Annotated in this window: 26 protein-coding genes and 3 tRNA genes; all 29 read right to left on the reverse strand. The window is 67.3% G+C overall.

Going from position 1 to position 25,097, the window contains the following annotated elements; translation table 11 throughout:
- Position 1: 1 nt before the first annotated feature.
- Positions 2 to 877, reverse strand: a complete 876-nt coding sequence (gene rpsC / locus IEY73_RS14220) for a 30S ribosomal protein S3 (protein ID WP_189079667.1) — start codon at positions 875 to 877, stop codon at positions 2 to 4.
- On the reverse strand, positions 877 to 1,350 hold the full coding sequence (rplV, locus tag IEY73_RS14225) for a 50S ribosomal protein L22 (protein WP_189079668.1): 474 nt from the start codon (positions 1,348 to 1,350) through the stop codon (positions 877 to 879). Before rplV ends, rpsC begins: the two co-directional genes overlap by 1 nt.
- A gap of 39 nt (positions 1,351 to 1,389) precedes the next feature.
- Positions 1,390 to 1,671 (reverse strand): 30S ribosomal protein S19, encoded by a 282-nt coding sequence (gene rpsS, locus IEY73_RS14230; protein ID WP_071803322.1) that lies wholly within the window; start codon positions 1,669 to 1,671, stop codon positions 1,390 to 1,392.
- Between the two features lie 13 nt (positions 1,672 to 1,684).
- Positions 1,685 to 2,524 (reverse strand): 50S ribosomal protein L2, encoded by an 840-nt coding sequence (gene rplB, locus IEY73_RS14235; protein ID WP_189079669.1) that lies wholly within the window; start codon positions 2,522 to 2,524, stop codon positions 1,685 to 1,687.
- Between the two features lie 13 nt (positions 2,525 to 2,537).
- Entirely contained in the window at positions 2,538 to 2,840 is a 303-nt protein-coding gene (gene rplW / locus IEY73_RS14240; RefSeq protein ID WP_189079670.1) for a 50S ribosomal protein L23, read from the reverse strand.
- Complete coding sequence (gene rplD / locus IEY73_RS14245) at positions 2,837 to 3,484, reverse strand: 50S ribosomal protein L4 (protein WP_189079671.1); 648 nt, start codon at positions 3,482 to 3,484, stop codon at positions 2,837 to 2,839. The genes rplW and rplD overlap by 4 nt, the downstream gene beginning before the upstream one ends.
- The gene (gene rplC / locus IEY73_RS14250) at positions 3,481 to 4,131 is read right to left on the reverse strand and encodes a 50S ribosomal protein L3 (RefSeq protein ID WP_189079672.1); all 651 of its coding nucleotides are present in this window, start codon (positions 4,129 to 4,131) and stop codon (positions 3,481 to 3,483) included. The genes rplD and rplC overlap by 4 nt, the downstream gene beginning before the upstream one ends.
- 12 nt (positions 4,132 to 4,143) lie before the next feature.
- Complete coding sequence (rpsJ, locus tag IEY73_RS14255) at positions 4,144 to 4,452, reverse strand: 30S ribosomal protein S10 (protein WP_007073037.1); 309 nt, start codon at positions 4,450 to 4,452, stop codon at positions 4,144 to 4,146.
- A gap of 336 nt (positions 4,453 to 4,788) precedes the next feature.
- Positions 4,789 to 5,982: an elongation factor Tu gene (gene tuf / locus IEY73_RS14260; RefSeq protein ID WP_189079673.1), complete on the reverse strand. Its 1,194-nt coding sequence runs from the start codon at positions 5,980 to 5,982 to the stop codon at positions 4,789 to 4,791.
- A 129-nt stretch (positions 5,983 to 6,111) separates the two neighbouring features.
- Positions 6,112 to 8,208 carry an elongation factor G gene (gene fusA / locus IEY73_RS14265; RefSeq protein WP_189079674.1) on the reverse strand — a complete coding sequence of 699 codons (2,097 nt, stop codon included), beginning with the start codon at positions 8,206 to 8,208 and terminating at the stop codon, positions 6,112 to 6,114.
- 117 nt (positions 8,209 to 8,325) lie between these two features.
- A complete protein-coding gene (gene rpsG / locus IEY73_RS14270) occupies positions 8,326 to 8,796 on the reverse strand; it encodes a 30S ribosomal protein S7 (protein WP_071803316.1) in 471 nt (156 codons plus the stop codon).
- A 1-nt stretch (position 8,797) separates the two neighbouring features.
- On the reverse strand, positions 8,798 to 9,172 hold the full coding sequence (gene rpsL / locus IEY73_RS14275; protein WP_014440718.1) for a 30S ribosomal protein S12: 375 nt from the start codon (positions 9,170 to 9,172) through the stop codon (positions 8,798 to 8,800).
- A gap of 384 nt (positions 9,173 to 9,556) precedes the next feature.
- The gene (locus IEY73_RS14280) at positions 9,557 to 10,015 is read right to left on the reverse strand and encodes a hypothetical protein (RefSeq protein ID WP_229715825.1); all 459 of its coding nucleotides are present in this window, start codon (positions 10,013 to 10,015) and stop codon (positions 9,557 to 9,559) included.
- A 62-nt stretch (positions 10,016 to 10,077) separates the two neighbouring features.
- Positions 10,078 to 10,389 carry a hypothetical protein gene (locus IEY73_RS14285; RefSeq protein ID WP_189079713.1) on the reverse strand — a complete coding sequence of 104 codons (312 nt, stop codon included), beginning with the start codon at positions 10,387 to 10,389 and terminating at the stop codon, positions 10,078 to 10,080.
- Positions 10,390 to 10,537: 148 nt separating this feature from the next.
- Complete coding sequence (locus IEY73_RS14290) at positions 10,538 to 14,425, reverse strand: DNA-directed RNA polymerase subunit beta' (protein WP_189079675.1); 3,888 nt, start codon at positions 14,423 to 14,425, stop codon at positions 10,538 to 10,540.
- Between the two features lie 90 nt (positions 14,426 to 14,515).
- Positions 14,516 to 17,956 (reverse strand): DNA-directed RNA polymerase subunit beta, encoded by a 3,441-nt coding sequence (rpoB, locus tag IEY73_RS14295; protein ID WP_189079676.1) that lies wholly within the window; start codon positions 17,954 to 17,956, stop codon positions 14,516 to 14,518.
- A 702-nt stretch (positions 17,957 to 18,658) separates the two neighbouring features.
- The gene (gene rplL / locus IEY73_RS14300; RefSeq protein ID WP_189079677.1) at positions 18,659 to 19,048 is read right to left on the reverse strand and encodes a 50S ribosomal protein L7/L12; all 390 of its coding nucleotides are present in this window, start codon (positions 19,046 to 19,048) and stop codon (positions 18,659 to 18,661) included.
- A 63-nt stretch (positions 19,049 to 19,111) separates the two neighbouring features.
- The gene (gene rplJ / locus IEY73_RS14305; RefSeq protein WP_189079678.1) at positions 19,112 to 19,651 is read right to left on the reverse strand and encodes a 50S ribosomal protein L10; all 540 of its coding nucleotides are present in this window, start codon (positions 19,649 to 19,651) and stop codon (positions 19,112 to 19,114) included.
- Positions 19,652 to 19,995: 344 nt separating this feature from the next.
- Positions 19,996 to 20,688, reverse strand: a complete 693-nt coding sequence (locus IEY73_RS14310; RefSeq protein ID WP_189079679.1) for a hypothetical protein — start codon at positions 20,686 to 20,688, stop codon at positions 19,996 to 19,998.
- The gene (locus IEY73_RS14315; RefSeq protein WP_189079680.1) at positions 20,685 to 21,407 is read right to left on the reverse strand and encodes an ATP-binding cassette domain-containing protein; all 723 of its coding nucleotides are present in this window, start codon (positions 21,405 to 21,407) and stop codon (positions 20,685 to 20,687) included. The genes IEY73_RS14310 and IEY73_RS14315 overlap by 4 nt, the downstream gene beginning before the upstream one ends.
- A 70-nt stretch (positions 21,408 to 21,477) precedes the next feature.
- Positions 21,478 to 22,191 carry a 50S ribosomal protein L1 gene (gene rplA / locus IEY73_RS14320; protein ID WP_189079681.1) on the reverse strand — a complete coding sequence of 238 codons (714 nt, stop codon included), beginning with the start codon at positions 22,189 to 22,191 and terminating at the stop codon, positions 21,478 to 21,480.
- 74 nt (positions 22,192 to 22,265) lie between these two features.
- Positions 22,266 to 23,021: a transcription termination/antitermination protein NusG gene (nusG, locus tag IEY73_RS14325; RefSeq protein WP_189079682.1), complete on the reverse strand. Its 756-nt coding sequence runs from the start codon at positions 23,019 to 23,021 to the stop codon at positions 22,266 to 22,268.
- A gap of 26 nt (positions 23,022 to 23,047) precedes the next feature.
- Positions 23,048 to 23,437 carry a preprotein translocase subunit SecE gene (secE, locus tag IEY73_RS14330; protein WP_373292784.1) on the reverse strand — a complete coding sequence of 130 codons (390 nt, stop codon included), beginning with the start codon at positions 23,435 to 23,437 and terminating at the stop codon, positions 23,048 to 23,050.
- Positions 23,438 to 23,522: 85 nt separating this feature from the next.
- Positions 23,523 to 23,595 (reverse strand) — tRNA-Trp (locus IEY73_RS14335).
- Positions 23,596 to 23,716: 121 nt separating this feature from the next.
- Positions 23,717 to 24,115, reverse strand: coding sequence for a MaoC family dehydratase (locus IEY73_RS14340; protein WP_229715826.1), 399 nt, complete (start codon positions 24,113 to 24,115; stop codon positions 23,717 to 23,719).
- Positions 24,112 to 24,561, reverse strand: a complete 450-nt coding sequence (locus tag IEY73_RS14345) for a MaoC family dehydratase N-terminal domain-containing protein (protein WP_189079683.1) — start codon at positions 24,559 to 24,561, stop codon at positions 24,112 to 24,114. Before IEY73_RS14345 ends, IEY73_RS14340 begins: the two co-directional genes overlap by 4 nt.
- An 86-nt stretch (positions 24,562 to 24,647) precedes the next feature.
- Positions 24,648 to 24,815, reverse strand: coding sequence for a 50S ribosomal protein L33 (gene rpmG, locus IEY73_RS14350; protein WP_189079684.1), 168 nt, complete (start codon positions 24,813 to 24,815; stop codon positions 24,648 to 24,650).
- Positions 24,816 to 24,920: 105 nt separating this feature from the next.
- Positions 24,921 to 24,993: transfer RNA gene (locus IEY73_RS14355), tRNA-Met, on the reverse strand.
- A gap of 24 nt (positions 24,994 to 25,017) precedes the next feature.
- A tRNA-Thr gene (locus tag IEY73_RS14360) sits at positions 25,018 to 25,090 on the reverse strand.
- Positions 25,091 to 25,097 lie beyond the last annotated feature (7 nt).

Below are 25,097 nucleotides of genomic sequence, written 5' to 3' on the forward strand. Positions count from 1 at the left end.
GTCAGCCCTCCTGCTGCTTTTCGGCCGCAGCCGGAGCAGCGGCGGTGTCGGACGCCTCGGCCGGCGCAGCCTGCGACTGCGTAGCCTGAGACTGCGCGGACTGCGACTGCGCAGACTGCGACTGCGCGGCGGCGCGACCGGCGTCGGTGCCACCAGCGGTCGTACCGGACGAACCGGAACGGCCACGACGCGGACGGTCGGAACGCTCCCGGCGCGGACGCGACGGGGCCTCCTGCACGGGCTCGCGGCCCGGCACGGCGTCACCCTTGTAGATCCACACCTTCACGCCGATGCGGCCGAACGTGGTACGCGCCTCGAAGAAGCCGTACTCGATGTTGGCCCGCAGCGTGTGCAGCGGAACGCGACCCTCGCGGTAGAACTCGGTACGGCTCATCTCGGCACCGCCGAGGCGGCCGGAGACCTGGACCCGGATGCCCTTACAGACCGGGTTCTTCATCGCCGACTGCATGGCCTTACGCATCGCCCGGCGGAAGCTGACCCGGCTGGATAGCTGCTCGGCGACGCCCTGCGCCACGAGCTGAGCGTCCGACTCGGGGCTCTTCACCTCAAGGATGTTGAGCTGCACCTGCTTGCCGGTGAGCTTCTCCAGCTCGCCGCGGATGCGGTCGGCCTCCGCGCCCTTACGGCCGATGACGATGCCCGGCCGGGCGGTGTGGATGTCGACGCGGACCCGGTCGCGGGTGCGCTCGATGTCGACCTTGGAGATGCCGGCGCGCTCCAAGCCCTTGGACATCATCCGGCGGATCTTGACGTCCTCGCCGATGTAGTCCGAGTAGAGCTTGTCCGCGAACCAGCGGCTCTTCCAGTCAGTGGAGATGCCGAGACGGAACCCGGTGGGGTGAACCTTCTGACCCATTACTCGGCACCCTCCGTGCTCGGGGACTCGGCCGTGCTCGCGGACTCGGCCTTGGGCTCAGCAGCCTTGGTGGCCTTCTTCGCCGCGGCCTTCTTCGCCGGACGGGTCACCTGAACCGCCTCGACCGCGACCGTGATGTGGCATGTGCGCTTGCGGATCCGGTACGCCCGGCCCTGCGCCCGCGGCCGGAACCGCTTCAGGGTCGGTCCCTCGTCCACGAACGCTTCGCTGACGAGCAGAGCGTCCGGGTCGAGCCGCTCATTGTTCTCCGCGTTCGCAATGGCGCTGGCGAGAACCTTGTACACCTGCTCGCTCGCGGCCTGCGGCGCGAACTGCAGCACCGTCAGCGCCTCCTTCGCGGGCAGACCGCGGACGAGGTTGACCACCCGGCGCGCCTTGCTCGGCGAGATGCGCACGTGACGCGCAATCGCCCGCGCGCCCGGAAGCACCGGAGCGTCGCCCTTCGTTGGCATCGCTTGTAGCTCCTTGTTCCTCTGATCCGTGTATCTGCGTTAGCGACGACGGCTCTTGCGGTCGTCCTTCTCATGACCCTTGAACGTACGGGTCAGGGCGAACTCGCCGAGCTTGTGCCCGACCATGGCCTCGGTGATGAACACCGGGACGTGCTTACGGCCGTCGTGCACGGCGATCGTGTGCCCGAGCATGTCGGGGATGATCGTGGAGCGCCGCGACCACGTCTTGATGACGTTCTTCGAGTTCTTCTCGTTCTGGACTTCCACCTTCTTGAGCAGGTGGTCGTCGATGAACGGACCCTTCTTCAAGCTGCGAGGCATCTTCTAACTCCCGTTACCCGCGCTTGCGGGTGGCGTAGCGGCGACGAACGATCATGCGGTCGCTCTCCTGGCCCTTGCGGCGGGTACGGCCTTCCGGCTTACCGGCCGGGTTGACCGGGTGGCGGCCACCCGAGGTCTTGCCCTCACCACCACCGTGCGGGTGGTCGATCGGGTTCATCGCGACACCGCGAACGGTCGGGCGCTTGCCCTTCCACCGCATGCGGCCGGCCTTGCCCCAGTTGATGTTCGACTGGTCGGCGTTGCCGATCTCGCCGATGGTGGCGCGGCAGCGCACATCGACGCGACGGATCTCACCGGACGGCATGCGCAGCGTGGCGTACGCGCCCTCACGACCGAGGAGCTGGATTCCGACGCCCGCGGAACGCGCCAGCTTGGCGCCACCGCCGGGGCGGAGTTCCACACCATGCACCGTGGTACCCACCGGGATGTTGCGCAGCGGCAGGTTGTTGCCCGGCTTGATGTCCGCACCGACTCCGGACTCCACCAGGTCACCCTGGCGCAGGTCCTTGGGCGCCACGATGTAGCGCTTCTCGCCGTCGGCGTAGTGCAGCAGCGCGATGCGGGCGGTGCGGTTGGGGTCGTACTCGATGTGCGCGACCTTGGCCGGCACGCCGTCCTTGTCGTTGCGCCGGAAGTCGATCAATCGGTACTGGCGCTTGTGTCCGCCGCCCTGGTGCCGCGTGGTGATGCGGCCGTGCACGTTACGCCCGCCCTTCTTGGGCAGCGGAACGACGAGCGACTTCTCCGGCGTGGACCGGGTGATCTCGGCGAAGTCGGCGACGCTGGAACCACGACGGCCCGGCGACGTCGGCTTGTACTTACGGATAGGCATGAATCACAACCCCTTAGCTGACCGGGCCGCCGAAGGCCTCGATACGGTCACCGTCAGCAAGCTTGACCATCGCGCGCTTGGTCGACTTGCGCTGGCCCCAGCCGGTACGCGTGCGCTTGCGCTTGCCCTCGCGGTTCGCGGTGTTCACCGTCAGCACCTGCACGTCGAAGATCTGCTGAATCGCGATCTTGATCTGGGTCTTGTTCGCGTCCGGGCGGACGAGGAACGTGTACCAGTTCTGGTCGAGAACGCTGTAGCTCTTCTCGGAGATGACGGGCGCGATGATGATGTCGCGCGGATCGGCGATCGTGCTCATGCGCCGGCCTCCTTGCTGCTGTCGGACGTGCCGAGGAACTCGTCCAGCGCGGCCTTGGTGAACACCACCGCGTCGGAGACCAGCACGTCGTACGTGTTGAGCTGACCGGCCTCGATGAGGTGCACGGTCGGCACGTTGCGCAGCGACATCCAGTTCAGCTCGTCGGTGACGGCCAGCACGACCAGCACCTTGACCGACGAGGTCGCCTTGCCGAGAGTCGCCAGGGCGGCCTTGGTCGACGGCACCTCGCCGGTGACGAAGCTCTCGACCACGTGCACGCGGCCGTCACGGGCCCGGTCCGAGAGGGCGCCACGCAGAGCGGCGGCCTTCATCTTCTTTGGCGTCCGCTGGCTGTAGTCGCGCGGCACCGGGCCGTGTACGACGCCACCACCGGCGAACTGCGGCGCGCGGATCGAACCCTGGCGGGCGCGACCGGTGCCCTTCTGCTTGTACGGCTTCTTGCCACCGCCGGCGACCTCGCCACGCGTCTTGGCCTTGTGCGTGCCCTGGCGCGCAGCCGCCTGCTGGGCCACCACGACCTGGTGCATCAGCGGGATGTTCGCCTGCACGTCGAAGACCTCGCCGGGCAGGTCGACGGTGCCGGCCTTGTTGCCCTCGGCGTTGATCACGTCAACCGAACTCACTGGACACCGCCCTTCTTCGCCGCCGTGCGGACCAGGATCAGCGCGCCCTTGGGACCCGGCACGGCACCCTTGACCAGGATGAGGTTGTTCTCCGTGTCGATCGCCTGCACCGTCAGGTTCTGCACGGTGAAGCGCTTGCTACCCATGCGGCCAGCCATCCGGACGCCCTTGAAGACGCGTCCCGGCGTGGCGCAGGCGCCGATCGAGCCGGGCGAGCGGTGCTTGCGCTCCACACCGTGGCTGGCGCGCAGACCGTGGAAGCCGTGACGCTTGACCACACCCGCGAAGCCCTTGCCCTTGGTCTTGCCGGTGACATCGATCGTGGTCCCCGGGGCGAACGCCTCGACGGTGACTTCCTGCCCGAGCTCGTACTCACCGGCGTCGGTGGTGCGCAGCTCCACAAGATGACGCCGCGGTGAGACGCCGGCCTTCGCGAAGTGTCCGCTCTTCGGCTTGTTGATCTTCCGGGGGTCGATCTGGCCGAACGCCAACTGGACCGCGGAGTAGCCGTCCGTCTCGGAGGTGCGGACCTGAGTCACGACGCACGGGCCGGCCTGCACGACGGTGACCGGGACGACCGTGTTGTTGTCCCATACCTGGGTCATGCCGAGCTTGGCGCCCAGGATGCCCTTCACTTGCCTGTCCATTGTCGCAGATCCCTACAGCTTGATCTCGATGTCGACGCCAGCCGGCAGGTCGAGACGCATGAGCGAGTCGACCGTCTTCGGAGTCGGGTCGATGATGTCGATCAGACGCTTGTGCGTACGCATCTCGAAGTGCTCGCGCGAGTCCTTGTACTTGTGCGGCGAACGGATCACGCAGAAACGGTTGATTTCCGTGGGCAGCGGCACCGGGCCAGCAACCTGTGCCCCGGTACGCGTCACCGTCTCGACGATCTTCCGCGCCGAGGAGTCGACGACCTCGTGGTCATAGGCCTTGAGCCGGATGCGGATCTTCTGTCCCGCCATGGTGGCTTCTGTTTCCTTCTCTCGATGCCGCTAACTGCGAAAGCGGTGGCCCTCGCATGCCCGCAGGACCGTCGATCCTGCGATGTCCGACCCCCGCGGTCGGGCGTGTCGCGGCCAATGACCGGACTCAGGCCGGCGACATGAACCTCGAGCTACTTGATCACGGGGATCGACAGTGCCGGCGGGCAAAAAACACGCCGGACACCGGGCGAGGGTGGCTGACCGCCTCGGCCGACCCGCTGACGCGAGCCATGGAAACGACCAACCACCCTGCGCGGACGCAACCCAACTAGTATGCCGGATTCTCTCCGGCAATGCTAATCGGGGTCGCAGACCCTAATTGTTGATCTTCGTGACCGTTCCGGCGCCGACCGTGCGGCCACCCTCGCGGATCGCGAACTTCAGGCCCTGCTCCATGGCGATCGGCTGGATCAGCTTGACCGACATGGTGGTGGAGTCGCCCGGCATGACCATCTCGGTGCCCTCGGGCAGCGTGACGACGCCGGTGACGTCCGTGGTCCGGAAGTAGAACTGCGGACGGTAGTTCTGGAAGAACGGGGTGTGCCGGCCGCCCTCCTCCTTGGAGAGGATGTAGACCTGGCCCTCGAACTCCGTGTGCGGGGTCGTGGTGCCCGGCTTGACGACCACCATGCCGCGCTCGACGTCCTCGCGCTTCACACCACGCAGCAGCAGACCGACGTTCTCACCCGCACGCGCCTCGTCCAGCAGCTTGCGGAACATCTCGATGCCGGTGCAGGTGGTCTTGAACGACTTCTCCCGGATGCCGACGAGCTCGACTTCCTCGTTCGGCTTGAGGATGCCGCGCTCGGCCCGGCCGGTGACGACGGTTCCACGACCGGTGATCGTGAACACGTCCTCGATCGGCATCAGGAACGGCTTCTCGGTCTCGCGCTCGGGCTGCGGGATCGCGGTGTCGACCGCGTTCATCAGCTCCATGAGCTTGCCGGTCCACTCCTTGTCGCCCTCGAGCGCCTTGAGCGCCGAGACGCGCACGACCGGAACGTCGTCGCCCGGGAACTCGTAGGTGCTGAGCAGCTCGCGGACCTCAAGCTCGACGAGCTCCAGGAGCTCCTCGTCCTCGACCATGTCGCTCTTGTTCAGCGCCACCACGATGTACGGCACGCCGACCTGGCGGGCCAGGAGCACGTGCTCCTTGGTCTGCGGCATCGGGCCGTCGGTCGCGGCGACCACCAGGATCGCGCCGTCCATCTGGGCGGCACCGGTGATCATGTTCTTGATGTAGTCCGCGTGACCGGGGCAGTCCACGTGCGCGTAGTGACGCGCCTCGGTCTGGTACTCGACGTGCGCGATCGAGATCGTGATGCCGCGGGCCTTCTCCTCGGGCGCCTTGTCGATCTCGTCGAACGGCGTGTACGGGTTCAGGTCCGGGTACTCGTCGTGCAGGACCTTGGTGATGGCCGCAGTCAGCGTCGTCTTACCGTGGTCGATGTGACCAATGGTGCCGATGTTGACGTGCGGCTTAGTCCGCTCGAACTTCGCCTTCGCCACTGGTGTCCTCCTGTGGACTGTGTCTCTTCTTCTCGCCCGGCACGCCGGTTGGGCGTTTAGGACTCTGTCGACTGCTCGTGCACGTGCGGTCCATGACGGACCGCACGCGCCTCAACGCTTCCGGCTGGCTTAAGCGCCCGTGGCCTTCGCGATGATCTCCTTCGCCACGCCCTGCGGAACCTCGGCGTAGGAGTCGAACTGCATGCTGTAGCTCGCCCGGCCCTGAGTCTTCGACCGCAGGTCGCCGACGTAGCCGAACATCTCCGACAGTGGCACCAGCGCCTTGACGAGGCGAGCGCCGGAGCGCTCCTCCATCGACTGGATGATGCCACGACGGGAGTTGAGGTCACCGATGACGTCACCCATGTTGTCCTCCGGGGTGGTGACCTCAACGGACATCATCGGCTCAAGGAGCGCGGGGTCGGCCTTGCGGGCCGCCTCCTTCATCACCATGGAGCCGGCGATCTTGAAGGCCATCTCGGACGAGTCGACCTCGTGGTACTGACCGTCCACCAGCGTCAGCTTGACGCCGACCAGCGGATAGCCGGCGAGCACGCCGTACTGCATGGCGTCCTGCGCACCCGCGTCCACCGAAGGGATGTACTCCTTCGGGATGCGACCGCCGGTCACCGCGTTGACGAACTCGTACGTGGGACCGTCCGAGGACATCTCCAGCGGCTCGACCGTGACGATCACCTTGGCGTACTGGCCCGATCCACCGGTCTGCTTCTTGTGCACGTAGTCGATCTTCTCGACCGACCGGCGGATCGTCTCGCGGTACGCCACCTGCGGCTTGCCGATGTTCGCCTCGACGTTGAACTCACGCCGCATCCGGTCGACCAGGATGTCGAGGTGGAGCTCGCCCATGCCGGCGATGACCGTCTGCCCGGTCTCCTCATCGTTGAAGACGCGGAAGGTCGGGTCCTCCTCGGCCAGACGCTGGATCGCGGTGCCCAGCTTCTCCTGGTCCGACTTGGTCTTCGGCTCGATGGCCACCTGGATGACCGGCTCCGGGAAGGTCATCGACTCCAGGATCACCGGGCTCGACGGATCACACAGCGTGTCGCCGGTGGTCGTCTGCTTCAGCCCCTGGACGGCGATGATGTCCCCCGCCTGCGCCGACGAACGCTCTTCGCGCTTGTTGGCGTGCATCTGGTAGATCTTGCCGATCCGCTCCTTGCGGTCCTTGGTGGAGTTGACCACCTGAGAACCGGTTTCCACGGTGCCCGAGTAGACCCGGACGTAGGTCAGCTTGCCGAGGTGCTTGTCGGTCTGGATCTTGAAGGCGAGCGCCGAGAACGGCTCCGCGTTCGACGGCTTACGCTGCATCGGCGTCTCGCCGTCGGTCGCGGTGCCCTCGATGGCCGGCACGTCCAGCGGGGACGGCAGGTAGTCCACCACGGCGTCGAGCATGGGCTGCACGCCCTTGTTCTTGAACGCCGAGCCGCACAGCACCGGGTTCGCCTTGCTGCCGATGGTGGCCCGCCGAATCGCCGCCTTGATCTCGGCCTCGGAGATCTCCTCGCCTTCGAGGTACTTCTCCATCACCGAGTCGTCGACGTCGGCCAGCGTCTCGAGCAGCTTCTCGCGCCACTCGGCAACGGTGTCGGCCAGATCCGCCGGGATCTCCTCGATCGCGTAGTCCTCGCCCTTGGCGGTCTCGCCGCGCCAGGTGAGCGCACGCATGCCGACGAGGTCCACCACGCCGATGTGGTCACCCTCCAGCCCGATCGGGACCTGGAGAACGAGCGGCGTCGCGTTGAGCCGGTCGATCATCATCTGCACGCAGCGGAAGAAGTCCGCACCGGTTCGGTCGAGCTTGTTGACGAAGCACATCCGGGGTACGCGGTACTTGTCCGCCTGCCGCCACACGTTCTCGGTCTGCGGCTCCACACCGGCCACACCGTCGTAGACCGCCACCGCACCGTCGAGCACGCGCAGGGAGCGCTCCACCTCGACGGTGAAGTCGACGTGACCCGGGGTGTCGATGATCTGGATCGTGTGACCCTTCCACTCGCACTTGGTGGCGGCGGAAGTGATCGTGATACCGCGTTCCTGCTCCTGCGCCATCCAGTCCATGACGGCGGCGCCCTCGTGGACCTCACCGATCTTGTAGGTGATGCCGGTGTAGAACAGGATCCGCTCGGTCGTCGTGGTCTTACCGGCGTCGATGTGCGCCATGATGCCGATATTGCGTACCTTGGCGAGCGCGTCTGCGGCGGCCACTTCTATTCCCTCTTCGTCGTCGTTCGGTGGTTTGAATGAGAATTTCCCAGAACGGTGGAGGCCAACCGTGTAGCTGGCGGCAACCGTCGGCTCAAGGGTGGTTCTGAAAAACTCTCATTACCACCGGTAGTGCGCGAAGGCCTTGTTGGACTCCGCCATCTTGTGGGTGTCCTCGCGCCGCTTGACCGCGGCGCCGAGGCCGTTGCTCGCATCGAGCAGCTCGTTCTGCAGCCGCTCGATCATGGTCTTCTCCCGGCGGGCCTTCGAGTACTGCACCAGCCAGCGCAGGCCCAGGGTGGTCTGACGCGGGGTGCGGACCTCGACCGGGACCTGGTAGGTCGCGCCACCGACACGGCGGCTGCGGACCTCAAGGGTCGGCTTCACGTTGTCCATCGCGCGCTTCAGCGTCACCACGGGATCGGTGCCGTTCTTCTCCCGGCAACCCTCAAGGGCGCCGTAGACGATGCGCTCGGCGAGCTGGCGCTTGCCACCGACCAGGATCTTGTTCACCAGCTGGGTGACCAGCGGCGAGTTGTAGACCGGGTCCGGGACCACAGGGTGACGCGGAGCGGGGCCCTTACGCGGCATGTCAGCTCTTCTCCTTCTTCGCGCCGTAACGGCTGCGGGCCTGCTTGCGGTTGCGGACACCCTGGGTGTCCAGCGAACCACGGACGATCTTGTAGCGGACACCCGGGAGGTCCTTCACACGGCCGCCACGCACAAGCACGATCGAGTGCTCCTGCAGGTTGTGGCCGACGCCCGGGATGTAAGCGGTCACCTCGATCTGGCTGCTGAGCTTCACACGAGCGACCTTGCGCAGCGCAGAGTTCGGCTTCTTGGGGGTGGTGGTGTACACGCGCGTGCACACGCCGCGCCGCTGAGGGCTTCCCTTCAGCGCCGGCGTCTTGGTCTTGCTCGTCTTCGCCTGGCGGCCCTTGCGGACCAGCTGCTGGATCGTGGGCACCGGGTTTCTCCGCTCCCTTCGGCCGCTTCCTACGGCGGCCGCACCGTCTTCGTTATGCCTCTTATGCGCCGTACGGTCGCGGACCGTCCGACACCCGCGGTCGGGCGTGTCGTCCGGCCCACGGTCCCCCACGCGTTCGACACGCGCATCGGGTTTGTCTTTGTCTGGGCTTAGCAGCCCGTCGTGCCGATGCCCCGCCTGTCGATCACTCGGGCGCACGCACGAGTTGCCCGGGCGAGCCCGGGCACGAGGGGAAAGAGTACCCACCGGTGGGACGCAGGTCAAAACGAGACCGCAACCCCCTGATGGACATCTCCGATTATCAAGTGTACCGGGTGTCCCGCGATGGCAACCCACCGGCGGTGCACCCCGTCGACACAACCCTCACGTGAACTGCAACAGGAGGCTCAACACGAGCCCCAGCAATGCTATTCCCATCCCTGCCGCGCCGCACGACAGACCGGCCACCGCCACGCCCTTGCCGGTGAAACGGATCCGGCCCGGAGCCCCGGAACGGCGGATCTGTCGCATCGAGGACAACCCCAAACCCACGCCGCCGCCGCCGACCAGCACCGCGAGCAGGCAGAAGGCGCCGGCCACCAGGGCGCCCCAGGAGTCCGAGGCGCCCGCCACCCCGAAGCAGAGGACCAGCACGGACACCAGCACCGAACCGATTCCCGCGATCAGCGCTCCGGTGGCCAGCCCGGAATGCACGGCCGGGATCTCCAACTGGACCAACCCGAACTGGGTGCCGGGCAGCGGATCCATGCGTGCGGGCTTCCATCGCTCCGCGGGCGACGGGGGCGGCACCGCGAAGGGAGGCCCGCCGGTCTGCTGCGTCATGACCCGAGCATGTCACCCGCACGTGCACCACCGCAGCCCGGGACGCCGCTCGCGCCGGACGATCAGTCGGTGTTGGCGTCGAAATCCTGCCCCGGCGTCCCGGCCACGTGGAGCAGACCGGCGATCACCGCGATCACCAGGGAGGTGAGGGCGAGGATGATGCCGGCCCAGGCGAGTCGCCGGCCACGGGTCAGCCGGCGGGACCCGAGCAGATAACCGTCGGCCGCGTACGCCTCGCGTGCCGCCTGACGAGCCAGCAGCAGCGCCATTGTGGCGGGAATCACGCCGCCGATGAACGCGCCGGTCAGCAGCGCCACCAGGCCGAGGGCGAACACGGCACGCGCCTTGGAGGCGGGCACCGGATCCGGATCCATCGGATGGCGCGTCGGCACGCCGACCGGAGTAGTCACCGCGCCATTTTAGGTCAACGACGAGGGCGGCCGTGCAATGCGCACGGCCGCCCTTGTCGGCAGCTCCGCCCGAAGGCGCCTCGGCAGCAGCCCCTGCCTCGTCGCGATGTGCCTAGCGGTACGACCCGAAATCGAAGTCGTCCAGCGGCACGGCCTGCCCGCTGGCGGGCCCGAAGCCGTAGTCGGTCTCCGGGTAGCCCGTCATCGAATAGACCTTTGCCTTCGCCTCCTCAGTGGGCTCCACCCGGATGTTGCGGTACTTGCTGATGCCCGTACCGGCCGGGATGAGCTTACCGATGATGACGTTCTCCTTGAGGCCGACCAGCGAGTCGCTCCGCGAGTTGATCGCCGCGTCGGTCAGCACCCGGGTGGTCTCCTGGAAGGAGGCCGCCGAGAGCCAGGAGTCGGTGGCCAGCGAGGCCTTGGTGATGCCCATCAGCACCGGGCGACCGGCGGCGGGCTCGCCGCCCTCGCCGACGAGCCGACGGTTCTCCGACTCGAACAGCGCCCGGTCGACCAGCACACCCGGCAGGAACTCGGACGCGCCGGAGTCGATGACCGTCACCCGCTTCAGCATCTGCCGGATGATGATCTCGATGTGCTTGTCGTGGATCAGCACACCCTGCGAGCGATAGACCTCCTGAACCTCCTGGGTCAGGTGGACCTGCACCGCACGCGGGCCCATGATCCGCAGCAGCTCGTGCGGGTCGATGGTGCCCTCGGTGAGCTTCTCGCCGACGCCCACGTGGTCGCCGTCGTGCGCCCGCAGCTTGACGCGCTTGGAGATCTTGTCGTAGACGATCTCGTCGCTGCCGTCGTCCGGGATCACGATGATCTTCCGCGAGCGCTCGCCGTCCTCGATGCGGATGCGTCCCGGGGTGTCGGCGATGGGCGCCTTGCCCTTGGGCACGCGAGCCTCGAAGATCTCCTGCACACGCGGCAGACCCTGGGTGATGTCCTCACCCGCGACGCCACCGGTGTGGAAGGTCCGCATGGTGAGCTGAGTACCCGGCTCACCGATGGACTGGGCGGCGATGATGCCGACCGCCTCACCGATGTCGACCGACTTGCCGGTCGGCAACGAACGGCCGTAGCAGGCGGCACAGACGCCCAGCTTGGACTCGCACGTCAGCACGCTGCGCACCCGGACCGACTCGACATCCGCACCGACGATCTTGTCGACCAGGATCGAGTTGAGGTCCGCACCGCGCGGAACCACGACGTTGCCGTCGGGGTCGCTCACGTCATCGGCCAGCGTCCGGGCGTGCACACCGGTCTCGGCGTGCGTGTGCACCATCAGCTTGCCGTCCAGCCGGTCCGCGATCGTCATGGAGATCGCCCGGTCGGTGCCGCAGTCCTCCTCGCGGATGATGACGTCCTGCGAGACGTCCACCAGACGCCGGGTCAGGTAACCCGAGTCGGCGGTACGCAGCGCGGTGTCGGCCAGACCCTTACGGGCACCGTGCGTGGAGATGAAGTACTCCAGCACGGTCAGACCTTCGCGGTACGACGAGGTGATCGGCCGCGGGATGATCTCACCCTTGGGGTTGGCGACCAGGCCACGGATGGCCGCGATCTGCCGGAGCTGGAGGAGGTTACCGCGCGCACCCGAGTTGATCATCACCCAGAGCGGGTTCTCGTGCGGCAGCGCGGTCTCCATCTCCTTGGAGATCTCGTTGGTCGCCTTGGTCCAGATCTCGATGAGCTCGCCGCGACGCTCCTCGGCGGTCATCAGACCCCGCTGGTACTGCTTGTCGATCCGGTCGGCCTCGACCTGGTAACGGCCGAGGATGTCCGGCTTGCGCGGCGGGCCGATGACGTCGCCCATGCCGATCGTCACGCCGGACCAGGTGGCCCAGTGGAAACCGGCCTCCTTGAGCGCGTCCAGGGTCGCCGCCAGGCTGACCTTCGGGAACCGTTCGGCCAGGTCGTTGACGATCCGGGACAACTGCCCCTTGCGGATCTCGTAGTTGACGAAGCGGTACCCCTGCGGCAGCGTCTCGTTGAAGATGACCCGGCCCAGCGTGGTCTCCACGATCACCGGCTCGCCCGGCGTCCAGCCCTCGGGGGCCTGCCAGGCCTCGCTGCCGGCGCCGTTGTCCACCTCGGTCACCTCGGTGAGGCGGATCCTCACCGGTGCCTGCAGGTGCAGCTCGCCGTTGTCGTACGCCATCACCGCCTCGGAGCCCGAGCTGAAGACCCGTCCCTCGCCCTTGTTGCCGGGCGTCATGTGGGTCAGGTGGTAGAGGCCGATCACCATGTCCTGGGTGGGCATGGTGACGGGCTTGCCGTCCGCGGGCTTCAAGATGTTGTTCGACGACAGCATCAGGATCCGCGCCTCGGCCTGCGCCTCGGCGGACAGCGGCACATGCACCGCCATCTGGTCACCGTCGAAGTCGGCGTTGAACGCGGTACAGACCAGCGGGTGGATCTGGATGGCCTTGCCCTCGACGAGCTGCGGCTCGAACGCCTGGATGCCCAGGCGGTGCAGGGTCGGCGCACGGTTCAGCAGCACCGGGTGCTCGCTGATGACCTCTTCCAGCACGTCCCACACGACCGGCCGCTGGCGTTCCACCATCCGCTTGGCCGACTTGATGTTCTGCGCGTGGTTGAGATCCACCAAGCGCTTCATCACGAACGGCTTGAACAGCTCCAGCGCCATCTGCTTCGGCAGGCCGCACTGGTGCAGCTTGAGCCGCGGGCCGACGACGATGACCGAGCGGCCGGAGTAGTCGACGCGCTTGCCCAGCAGGTTCTGCCGGAAGCGGCCCTGCTTGCCCTTGAGCATGTCGGACAGCGACTTCAGCGGACGGTTACCCGGCCCGGTGACGGGCCGGCCGCGGCGGCCGTTGTCGAACAGCGCGTCGACGGCCTCCTGCAGCATCCGCTTCTCGTTGTTGACGATGATCTCGGGAGCGCCCAGGTCGATCAGGCGCTTGAGCCGGTTGTTCCGGTTGATCACCCGGCGGTACAGGTCGTTCAGGTCACTGGTCGCGAACCGGCCACCGTCGAGCTGCACCATCGGCCGCAGGTCCGGCGGGATGACCGGTACGCAGTCCAGCACCATGCCGAGCGGAGAGTTGCGGGTGTTCAGGAACGCCGCGACCACCTTGAGCCGCTTGAGGGCACGGATCTTGCGCTGGCCCTTACCGGTCCGGATGGTCTCCCGCAGCGACTCGGCCTCGGCGTCCAGGTCGAGGTTCTCCAGCAGCGCCTTGATCGCCTCGGCGCCCATGCCGCCCTCGAAGTACTCCCCGAAGCGGTCACGCAGCTCGCGGTACAGCAGTTCGTCGGTGACCAACTGCTTGGCATCCAGCTTGCGGAAGGTGTCGAGCACCTCGTCGAGACGGTCGATCTCGCGCTGCGCCTTGTCGCGGATCTGGCGCATCTCGCGCTCGCCGGCCTCCTTGACCTTGCGGCGCACGTCCGCCTTGGCGCCCTCGGCTTCCAGCTCCGAGAGATCCTGCTCAAGCTTGGCGGCGCGCTTCTCGATCTCCGAGTCGCGACCGTTCTCGGACTGCCGCTTCTCCGCGAAGATCTCGTTCTCGATGGTGGACATGTCCCGGTGGCGCGCTTCGGCGTCCACCTTCGTGACCACGTACGAGGCGAAGTAGATGATCTTCTCAAGGTCCTTCGGGGCCAGGTCGAGCAGGTATCCCAGCCGGCTCGGCACGCCCTTGAAGTACCAGATGTGGGTGACCGAGGCGGCCAGCTCGATGTGCCCCATCCGCTCACGGCGGACCTTGGACCGGGTCACCTCGACGCCGCAGCGCTCACAGATGATGCCCTTGAACCGGACTCGCTTGTATTTTCCGCAGTAACACTCCCAGTCCCGCTGCGGACCGAAGATCTTCTCGCAGAAGAGTCCGTCCTTTTCGGGCTTGAGCGTTCGGTAGTTGATCGTCTCGGGCTTCTTGACCTCGCCGTGCGACCACTGCCGGATGTCGTCAGCGGTCGCCAGGCCGATGCGCAACTCGTCGAAGAAGTTGACGTCGAGCACTTGGTCTATCCCTCGTGTTTCGTTGCTCGGATGGGTTTCCAGGCCGGCGGGGACGTCCCGGTGAGGTGACCGTCACCGGGACGCGCTCCGTCAGATCTCTTCGACGCTGCTGACGCCCTCGTTGGGGCGCCGGGACAGGTCGATGCCGAGTTCTTCCGCGGCCCGGAAGACCTCGTCGTCGGTCTCGCGCATTTCCAGGGCCACGCCGTCGCTGGACAGCACCTCGACGTTGAGGCACAGCGACTGCAGCTCCTTGAGCAGCACCTTGAACGACTCGGGGATTCCCGGCTCCGGAATGTTCTCGCCCTTGACGATCGCCTCATAGACCTTGACCCGGCCCAGGACGTCGTCGGACTTGATGGTGAGCAGTTCCTGCAGCGCGTAGGCGGCGCCGTAGGCCTGCATGGCCCAACACTCCATTTCGCCGAACCGCTGGCCACCGAACTGCGCCTTACCGCCCAGCGGCTGCTGGGTGATCATCGAGTAGGGGCCGGTCGACCGCGCGTGGATCTTGTCGTCGACCAGGTGGTTCAGCTTGAGGATGTAGACGTAGCCCACCGCGATCGGGTCCGGCAGCGGCTCGCCGCTGCGGCCGTCGAACAGTTGCGCCTTGCCGTCACCGTTGACCAGCCGCTTGCCGTCACGGTTGACCAGCGTCGACTCCAACAGGCCCTTGATCTCTTCCTCGCGGGCGCCGTCGAAGACGGGGGTGGCCACGTTGCTGTCCTGCGGCGACTCGTGCGCCTCGATGGCGCGCAACTGGCGCTTCCAGTCGGCGTCCTCGCCGTCCACCTGCCAGCCGGTCTTGGCGATCCACCCGAGGTGGGTCTCCAGGACCTGGCCGATGTTCATCCGGCTGGGCACGCCCAGCGGGTTGAGCACGATGTCGATCGGGGTCCCGTCCTCCAGGAACGGCATGTCCTCGATCGGCAGGATCTTCGAGATGACGCCCTTGTTGCCGTGCCGACCGGCCAGCTTGTCGCCGTCCTGGATCTTGCGCTTCTGCGCCACGTAGACCCGAACCAGCTCGTTGACGCCCGGCGGCAGTTCGTCGCCGTCCTCACGGGAGAAGGTGCGGACACCGATCACCGTGCCGTTCTCACCGTGCGGCACCTTCAGCGAGGTGTCCCGGACCTCCCGGGCCTTCTCACCGAAGATCGCGCGCAGCAGCCGCTCCTCGGGCGTCAGCTCCGTCTCGCCCTTGGGCGTGACCTTGCCGACCAGGATGTCGCCCGGCACAACCTCGGCGCCGATCCGGATGATGCCGCGCTCGTCCAGGTCGGCGAGCATCTCCTCGCTGACGTTGGGGATGTCGCGGGTGATCTCCTCCGGGCCCAGCTTGGTGTCACGCGCGTCGACCTCGTGCTCCTCGATGTGGATCGAGGTGAGCACGTCCTGCTGAACGAGGCGCTGCGACAGGATGATCGCGTCCTCGTAGTTGTGGCCCTCCCAGCACATGAACGCGACGAGCAGGTTGCGGCCGAGAGCCATCTCCCCGTCGTCGGTGCACGGGCCGTCGGCGATGACCTGGCCGGCCTCGACCCGGTCACCCTCGAAGACCACCGGCTTCTGGTTGACACACGAGCCGGCGTTGCTGCGGCGGAACTTGTGCAGCAGGTAGGTACGGCGGTGGCCGTCGTCCTGGTGCACCGTGACGTAGTCCGCGCAGAGGTCCTCGACGACGCCGCCGACCTCGGCCACCACGACATCGCCGGCGTCCACCGCCGCGCGGTACTCCATGCCGGTGCCGACCAGCGGCGACTCGGCGCGGACCAGCGGCACCGCCTGGCGCTGCATGTTCGCGCCCATCAGCGCGCGGTTCGCGTCGTCGTGCTCCAGGAACGGGATCATGGCGGTTGCCACGGAGGTCATCTGCCGCGGCGAGACGTCCATGTAGTCGACGTCCGTACCGGGCACGTAGTCGACCTCGCCGCCCTTACGACGGACCAGGACCCGGTCCGCGGCGAAGGTGCCGTCGCTCTTCAGCGGGGCGTTCGCCTGCGCCTTGATGAAGCGGTCCTCTTCGTCCGCGGTGAGGTAGTCGACCTGGTCGGTGACCACGCCGCTCTCCACCTTGCGGTACGGCGTCTCCACGAAGCCGAACGGGTTGACCCGGGCGAACGTGGACAGCGCGCCGATCAGGCCGATGTTCGGGCCCTCCGGCGTCTCGATCGGGCACATCCGGCCGTAGTGCGACGGGTGCACGTCGCGGACCTCGAAGCCGGCCCGCTCACGGGACAGACCGCCGGGGCCGAGCGCGCTCAGCCGGCGCCGGTGGGTCAGGCCCGCCAGCGGGTTGGTCTGGTCCATGAACTGGGATAGCTGGGAGGTGCCGAAGAACTCCTTGATCGCCGCCACCACCGGACGGATGTTGATCAGGGTCTGCGGCGTGATCGCCTCGACGTCCTGCGTGGTCATCCGCTCGCGGACGACCCGCTCCATCCGGGACAGGCCGACACGGACCTGGTTCTGGATGAGCTCACCGACGGTGCGCAAGCGCCGGTTGCCGAAGTGGTCGATGTCGTCGGCCTCGTAGCCCTCCTCACCGGCGTGCAGCCGGCAGAGGTATTCGACGGTGCGGACGACGTCCTCTTCGGTGAGGGTGCCACGCTCGATCGAGACGTCGATACCCAGCTTCTTGTTGAACTTGTAGCGGCCGACCTTGGCGACGTCGTACCTCTTCGGGTTGAAGAAGAGGTTGTCGAGCAGGGTCTGCGCGTTCTCCCGGGTCGGGGGCTCACCCGGGCGGAGCTTGCGGTAGATGTCGAGCAGGGCTTCGTCCTGCCCGGCGATGTGGTCCTTCTCCAGCGTCGTCATGAGCAGCTCGGACCAGCCGAACCGCTCCCGGATCTGGTCCGCCGACCAGCCGATCGCCTTGAGCAGGACGGTGACGGCCTGCCGGCGCTTGCGGTCGATCCGGACGCCGACGGTGTCACGCTTGTCGATGTCGAACTCGAGCCACGCGCCCCGGCTCGGGATGACCTTGACACTGGACAGATCGCGGTCGGAGGTCTTGTCCGGCTCCTTGGTGAAGTAGACACCTGGCGACCGGACGAGCTGACTCACCACGACGCGCTCGGTGCCGTTGATGACGAAGGTGCCCTTGGGCGTCATCATCGGGAAGTCACCCATGAACACCGTCTGGCTCTTGATCTCACCGGTGGTGTTGTTGGTGAATTCCGCGGTCACGAACAGCGGCGCGCAGTAGGTCAGGTCCTTCTCCTTGCACTCCTCGATCGAGGCCTTGACCTCGTCGAAGCGCGGGGCGGAGAAAGACAGCGACATGGTGCCGGAGAAGTCCTCAATGGGACTGATCTCTTCGAGGATCTCTGCGAGGCCCGAGTGGGCGTTCGAAGCGTCCGTCGATCGGGCCTGCCAAGCCTCGTTTCCGACCAGCCAGTCGAAGGACTCCGTCTGGAGGGCGAGGAGGTTGGGAACCTCAAGTTGCTCGGTGATCCTGCCGAAAGAAATACGGCGGGGTGCGTAAGCGCTCGACGTACGGCTGGTCTTCGCAGGGCGGGAAGCTGCCAAGATGCGTCCTTCCGAGGACCGGTGCTGCTGATGCGGCTGAGCTGCGGGTGTTGAGCTGCGGGTGCAGCCTGTCTGCGTGCACTCCAATGGACCCCCCAGGGACTTATCCCTGGCAGGGCTCATGACAGAAGGCAGCGCAAACTAGCAGTGTAGCCGCATGGCTAACCGCTGTCCAGCCCCAACCGGCGGGTGCTGCGGAACGTGTCCCCGCGGGCCACCGGCGTCGAACGCCATCGCCACACGCGGAGCCGCTCAAGACGCTGCTCCCCTGCTGGTCCTGCCACCGGCGACCCGGAAGACCCGCACCGCGATCCGTGCGGCTCCTCCTGATCCACGAGACCTCCGATGCCGGAGACCCCGACGCCGAGGACCTCACGACCGTCGATCCGGAACACTGCCGGAAATCCGGGGCGAAGACCTGCGGCAACCCGTGGCCGGGCTCTCGCAAGCGCGGAAACTTGCTGATGTCAGCGTGCCTGTCAGCGGACACTCAGTCAAGGGCTGCACCGCGCGCCGTCGCCCTGCGGACGCGACCTAGCGACAATAGCGCACCAAAAGTGGAGCTTGTCGGTGTTTGTGGGTCGTCTTCCCGATGCCGCCCGGTCACCGTCGACGCCCACCCCGGCGCTGGAGGCGCGCCTTCAGGAAACGCGAAAGGCGGGAACCCACCGGGCTCCCGCCTTCGCGACCAGTCGCGTCAGATCACTTGAGGGTGACCTTGGCGCCCTCGCCCTCGAGCTTGGCCTTGGCCTCCTCGGCCTTCTCCTTGTTGACGCCCTCAAGGATCGCCTTCGGGGCGCTCTCGACGGTGTCCTTGGCCTCCTTCAGGCCCAGGCCGGTCAGCTCACGCACGACCTTGATGACCTGGATCTTCTTGCCGCCGTCGGCCTCCAGCACGACGTCGAACGAGTCCTGCTCGACGGCGGCCGGGGCCTCGCCACCGGCGGCCGGGGCGCCGGCCGCGGCGATCGCGACCGGAGCAGCGGCGGTGACGTCGAAGACCTCTTCGAACTGCTTGACGAACTCGGAGAGCTCGATCAGCGTCATCTCCTTGAACGCATCGAGCAGCTCGTCGTTGCTGAGCTTCGCCATATCAGGCAACCTTTCGTGTTGTTCTCTCGTCTGGGTGGATGGCTGTGCAAGGGCGGTCGGCCCTTACTCGGCGCCGTCCTTCTCGCGCTTCTCCTGCAGTGCCGCGGCGAGGCGCGCGACCTGCGACAGCGGGGCCTGGAAGAGACCCGCAGCCTTGGTCAGGTTGCCCTTCATGGCACCGGCCAGCTTGGACAGCAGCACCTCTCGGGACTCGAGATCCGCGATCTTGCTGACCTCGTCGGCCGAGATGGCCTTGCCCTCGAAGACGCCGCCCTTGATGATCAGGGCGGGGTTGGCCTTGGCGAAGGCGCGAAGCCCCTTGGCCGCCTCGACCGGGTCGCCGCTGACGAAGGCGAGCGCGGTAGGACCGGTGAACAGCGCGTCGAGGCCCTCGATGCCCGCATCGCTGGCCGCCCGCTTGGCGAGCGTGTTCTTCGACACGGAGTACTTCGTCTGCGCGCCCAGGGAACGCCGCAGCTCCGTGATCTCCGCAACCGACAGGCCGCGGTACTCGGTCAGCACGGTGGCCGCCGAGTTCCGGAACTGATCCGTGAGTTCGGCGACGGCAGTGGCCTTGTCGGCCCGGACCGGCTTGTCCGCCATGTCCCTCCTCTCTCATCGCTCTGCCCGCTGATCAGGCCGCAGATGAGAAACGCCCCGGCGCAAGGCGCACGGGGCGAGACATGGACGCGGAACTGCGCGCCGTCATGATCGCTGACCGTTCTGCCCTGCGCGGGTCGCCCACATGGCTGCGGGACCTTCGATCGCCTCCGGCCGCGCGACGGTGACGTCGTTAGGACGGTGAGGTCGTCAAGACGGTGAAGTCGCATGACGGGAAGCGATGACCAGCGGTCTTTGGGTGGAACTTCGCAAGAGATAATACGCGTCACGCACCGGTGCGCCAAATCCGGCCCCGGCCCGCTCGGCCGGGGCCGTCGGGACCGGCCCTACGTGCGGCTTCGGCGCACCACCGCGTACGCCGTGAAGGCCACCGCGCACCAGGCAACGGCCCAGCCGCACAGAAGCAGGAATGCGCCGGCGGACGGAAACACCGGCGCCGCGAGGGACCGGGACATGGCCATGATCGGCGGCGCCAACCACGGCGCCACCGACCCGTGCAGCCCCAACACGATGATCAGGACAACGCCGCTGACCAGCACCGCGACGCCGTTGCCCGCCGCGCGAGTGACCGCCCGGCTAGCCAGCGCGCCGACCGCGACCGCGGCCGGGATCATCAGTAGGTGCGCCAGCACCCCGGCGGCGGTCCCGGTCGTCATGGTGGGCCGGCCCGGCGCCGGTTCCCGGGCCAGCAGCAGCGGCAACGGCACGACGACCGCCGCCGCGGAGACGGCCAGCCCGGCAACGAGCGCGCAGGCGATGCCCGCCAGCGCCTCCCGAGGCGCACCCACGCTCACCCGGGCGAGGCGGCGCTGCACATCCGGTTCGGCGTCCAGCACGAGTTTGCTCTGCCAGGCGATCACCGGGAAAAGGACAAGCGCGGCGTAGCCGAAGGTCGGCGCGGGCGGTCCGACGCCACCGCCATACATGATCCCGAGCAGGACCACGGTGGCGATCGCCGGCGGCCAGACCCGACCACCTTTCGCGTACGCGTTCAGCCGCATCCGGGCGAGGGCGATCACCGTGGGTCCTCCTGCCGCGTCCCGAGCACGTCATATCCGTCGGCGCGCAACCGGGCCACCGTGCGGTCGGCGTCCGCACGGCGGACCGCGACTTCCACCACGACATGGTCGCTGCCGGGTGCCGGGACCTCGGCCCGTACGGACTGCTCGGCGACCGTCCAGCAGGCGGCCTCCATCAGCCGGGCCACCTCGCCGCGATGGTCGCTGATCAACACGGACCCGCCAGCCGCGGTCACCTCGGCCACGATCTCCGGCACCAGGTCACGGGCGCCCGAATCCAGGCCCTCCCACGGCTCGTCCAGCACGAGCAGGCCGGGTGGCGTCAGCAGCGCCTGGGCCAATCCCACTTTCTGGGCGGTGCCCTTGGACAGATCCGCGAGACGCGTACCGCGGTGCTCGGTGAGCTTCAGACGATCCATCCACCGTGCCACGCCGGAGGCCCCGCGCATCGCCGCCATAATGCGCAGGTATTGCTCCGCGGTGAACGGCTGATCGGCGGGGAAGCGCTCCGGCACCCAGCCGACGACCGCAGGCCGGTCCCGCACGGCGCCGCGCACCGGGCGAAGCACCCCGGCGGCGAGCTGGAGCAACGTGGACTTGCCCGCCCCGTTGCGGCCGAGCACGACCACGGCCTGCCCCGGCTCGACGCTCAGCTCCACGGCGCGCAGCGTCCACTGTGCGCGCCGCGCGTACCGGAACCAGACCTGATCGAAACGCACGAACGAAGCTTCGCACAGACGCGAAAGGCCCCCGGAGCACATCCCGGGGGCCTTTGATGCCGTTGGCCGATCAGGCGTCGGCGATCTCGCGCAGGTTCTTCGTCACGTTGGGGTCGATCGGAACGCCCGGACCCATCGTCGTGGTGACGGTGACCTTCTTGAGGTACTTGCCCTTGGCGGCGGACGGCTTGGCCCGCATCACCTCGTCCAGCACGGCGGCGTAGTTGTCCACCAGCTTGTCCTCCGGGAAGGAGGCCTTGCCGATGATCAGGTGCAGGTTGGAGTGCTTGTCGACCCGGAAGGCGATCTTTCCGCCCTTGATGTCCGCGACGGCCTTGGTCACGTCCATCGTCACCGTGCCCGTCTTCGGGTTCGGCATCAGGCCACGCGGGCCTAGGATCCGGGCGATCCGGCCGATCTTCGCCATCTGATCCGGAGTGGCGATGGCGGCGTCGAAGTCCAGCCATCCGCCCTGGATGCGGGCGACGAGGTCGTCGGTGCCCACCTCGTCGGCACCGGCAGCGACCGCTTCCTCGGCCTTCGGGCCCTGTGCGAAGACGATCACGCGAGCCGTCTTACCGGTGCCGTGCGGCAGGTTGACGGTGCCGCGGACCATCTGGTCGGCCTTCCGCGGGTCGACGCCGAGGCGCATGGCCACCTCGACGGTCGCGTCGAATTTGCTGGGGCTCGTGTCCTTCGCCAGCTTGATGGCCTCGGCGGGCTCGTAAAGCTTGCTGGCGTCGATCTGGTCGGCTGCCTTGCGGTAGCCCTTGCTGCGCTGCATTTCGGTGTACTCCTGTGGTAGATGGCGGGTGCGCGGACTGCGCCCCTCCCACTGACCGCCCGGGGGGCGGACGGCTAGATCTTGGTGACCTGGTTGAAGTTCAGCTCGACCGGCGTCTCTCGACCGAAGATGGACACCAGGACCTTCAGCTTCTGCTGGTCGGCGTTGATCTCGCTGATGGAGGCGGGCAGCGAAGCGAACGCGCCGTCGGTGACCGTCACCGAGTCGCCCACCTCGAAGTCCAGAACCTTGACCTCCGGCTTGGCCTTCTTCTCCTCGGCCTGCACCACCGGGGCGAGCCACTTCAGCACCTCGTCCAGCGACAGCGGCGCCGGCCGGTCGACCCGGTCGGTGGCACCCACGAAGCCGGTGACCCCCGGCGTATTACGCACGCAGGAGTAGGACTCGGGGATGAGATCCATCCGGACCAGAATGTAGCCGGGGAAGACCTTGTTCTGAACCTGGAGACGCTTGCCGTTCTTGACCTCGACCTCATCACGCGTGGGCACCTCGACCTGGAAGATGAAATCCTCCATGTCCAGGCTGGTGATCCGGGTTTCGAGGTTGGTCTTGACCTTGTTCTCGTAGCCGGCGTACGAGTGCACCACGTACCAGTCGCCGGGTGCGTACCTCAGCTTCTGCCGCAACTCCGCGACCGGGTCGTAGTCCTCCTCGGCGGGCGCGGCGTCCACCACGGCCTCGTCCTCATCGGCGGGCGCGGCCTGTGCCACGTCCTCGCTGGCGGCCTCCGCCGACTCGCCGGTCTCCGCCGTCGCCTCCACGGACTGCTCGTCCGCGGCCGAGGCGGTCTCGTCGTCGTACTCAGGCACGCTTGCTCGCTTCCCTCACGTTTTTCCTAGTTGCCCAACGCCCACAGAACGCCGCGGGCGAACAGGTAGTCGAGGCCCGCCACGAGCGCCGTGATCACGGTGACGAAGACGATGACCACGCTCGTGTAGGTCAGCAGCTCCTTGCGGGTCGGCCAGATGACCTTACGAAGCTCGCTCACGACTTCGCGGAAGAATCCGCCGATGCGGCCGAACAGACCACCCCGGCGCACCGGCTTATTCTTCGCCGGGCTGTCGGAGCTCGCCGTGCGCTCCCGCACCGCGGTGCCACCACGGCTCAGCGGCTCGTCTTGGCTCTCGTCATCAGCGGGCACGTCGTCGTCGGCGACGGTCTCGTCGACCACCCCGTCCTCGGGGCGCTCGTCTGCGGCGTCGTCACCGGGTCGCTTCCTCGCCACTTCGCCCTCTCCCGTCGTCGATGCTGAACAGTGCGGGCGCAGTCCCCGGCGCTCGGTGTCGGCGACAGTCCCGGCTGGACCTATGCAGGGGTGACAGGACTTGAACCTGCAACCTGCGGTTTTGGAGACCGCTGCTCTGCCATTTGAGCTACACCCCTGTGCGGCGGTTGACCGGCGCGCGATCACGCACCGCACCGGAGTGGGCTCACGATCGAGCAGGGGTCATCACCCCACGGCGAATCAGTGTACGGGTACGCCGTCGACTTTCCCAACCCGGCCCTACCGCTTGCGGACGATGGCCTGACCCAGGGACAGCACCTTCTCGCCATGGCAGGTGGCAGTGAGGCTGATCTTGGTCAGCCCGTCCTCGGTCACTTCCTTGACCGTGCCGGAGACCACCACTTCGGTGCCCTCGTCGGTATCCGGGACCGGCACCGGGCGGCTGAAACGCACACTGAATTCGACCACCGCGTCGCTGCCCCCGGCCCAGGCGGTGAGGGCCCGGCCGGCCAGCGCCATGGTGTACATCCCATGGGCGATCACGCCGGGCAGCCCCACATCGGTCGCGGTGCGCTCGCTCCAGTGGATGGGGTTGAAATCCCCCGAAGCGCCGCAGTATCGCACCAGGTCCGCCCGGGTGACGGTGAATGTGTGCGGCGGCAGCCCAGTGTCGCTCACTTGTCCTCCCCTCGCTGCACAAGCTTGGCCCACGCGGTGAGCACTCGCTCGCCGGACTCCGTCCGCACCTCGGTGCGCGTGGTGATGAAGTCGTGCCCGCCGCGCTGCATGACCTCGTCGACGAAGTTCTGACACACCAGCGCGTCGCCGGCCACCACCGGACGCTCGTACGCGAATTTCTGGTCGCCGTGCACCACCCGGCTGTAGTCCAAACCGAGCTCGGGGTCGCGAATGATCTGCCGGCTGCTGCTCATGGTGATCACCACCGGGAACGTCGGGGGTGCCACCACGTCCGCATATCCGGCGCGGCGAGCCGCCTCCGGGTCGTGGTATTCCGGGTCCTCAGCGCCGATGGCGCGAGCGAACTCCCGGATCTTCTCGCGGCCGACGAGGTAGGGATCGGAGGGCGGCCAGCTACGGCCGACAAAAGACGGGTCGAGGGGCATGACCACCAAAATACTCTGCGGCGACCGGGAGCCGGTCGCCGCAGCGTGGAAGTCGAAGTGTCAGCCCGAGCAGGGCCGCGGCGCGATCAGCGCGTCTCGCGGTGCAAGGTGTGCCGACCGTCCCGGGGGCAGAACTTCTTCATCTCGATGCGGTCCGGGTCGTTGCGGCGGTTCTTGCGGGTGATGTAATTCCGGTCCTTGCACTCCGTGCACGCCAAAGTGATCTTCGGACGGACGTCGGTCGCCTTGGCCACGGCGGGGTGCCTTCCTGCTCAACAGTTCTCGGGTCGACAAGCCAGCGTAGCCGCTGGGGTCGCGGACATGCAAAACGGGCGCCTGAGACGCCCGGGTGGTGCAAGTAGCGGTGGCCGGACTTGAACCGGCGACACAGCGATTATGAGCCGCTTGCTCTGCCATCTGAGCTACACCGCCGCGCCGAGTTTCACACCCGGGAAGAGCCCCCTTACGGAATCGAACCGTAGACCTTCTCCTTACCATGGAGACGCTCTGCCGACTGAGCTAAGGGGGCGCGCGCG

The organism is Mangrovihabitans endophyticus, assembly GCF_014646155.1.
In the GTDB taxonomy this organism is placed as follows: domain Bacteria; phylum Actinomycetota; class Actinomycetes; order Mycobacteriales; family Micromonosporaceae; genus Actinoplanes; species Actinoplanes endophyticus.

Bases quoted from the DNA above. Each gene is read 5' to 3' on its own strand.
- rpsC (WP_189079667.1), bottom strand. From the start codon at position 877: ATGGGTCAGAAGGTTCACCCCACCGGGTTCCGTCTCGGCATCTCCACT.
- rplV (WP_189079668.1), bottom strand. From the start codon at position 1,350: ATGCCAACGAAGGGCGACGCTCCGGTGCTTCCGGGCGCGCGGGCGATT.
- rpsS (WP_071803322.1), bottom strand. From the start codon at position 1,671: ATGCCTCGCAGCTTGAAGAAGGGTCCGTTCATCGACGACCACCTGCTC.
- rplB (WP_189079669.1), bottom strand. From the start codon at position 2,524: ATGCCTATCCGTAAGTACAAGCCGACGTCGCCGGGCCGTCGTGGTTCC.
- rplW (WP_189079670.1), bottom strand. From the start codon at position 2,840: ATGAGCACGATCGCCGATCCGCGCGACATCATCATCGCGCCCGTCATC.
- rplC (WP_189079672.1), bottom strand. From the start codon at position 4,131: ATGGACAGGCAAGTGAAGGGCATCCTGGGCGCCAAGCTCGGCATGACC.
- rpsJ (WP_007073037.1), bottom strand. From the start codon at position 4,452: ATGGCGGGACAGAAGATCCGCATCCGGCTCAAGGCCTATGACCACGAG.
- rpsG (WP_071803316.1), bottom strand. From the start codon at position 8,796: ATGCCGCGTAAGGGCCCCGCTCCGCGTCACCCTGTGGTCCCGGACCCG.
- IEY73_RS14280 (WP_229715825.1), bottom strand. From the start codon at position 10,015: ATGACGCAGCAGACCGGCGGGCCTCCCTTCGCGGTGCCGCCCCCGTCG.
- IEY73_RS14285 (WP_189079713.1), bottom strand. From the start codon at position 10,389: ATGGATCCGGATCCGGTGCCCGCCTCCAAGGCGCGTGCCGTGTTCGCC.
- rplL (WP_189079677.1), bottom strand. From the start codon at position 19,048: ATGGCGAAGCTCAGCAACGACGAGCTGCTCGATGCGTTCAAGGAGATG.
- rplJ (WP_189079678.1), bottom strand. From the start codon at position 19,651: ATGGCGGACAAGCCGGTCCGGGCCGACAAGGCCACTGCCGTCGCCGAA.
- rplA (WP_189079681.1), bottom strand. From the start codon at position 22,191: ATGCAGCGCAGCAAGGGCTACCGCAAGGCAGCCGACCAGATCGACGCC.
- IEY73_RS14345 (WP_189079683.1), bottom strand. From the start codon at position 24,561: ATGCCCCTCGACCCGTCTTTTGTCGGCCGTAGCTGGCCGCCCTCCGAT.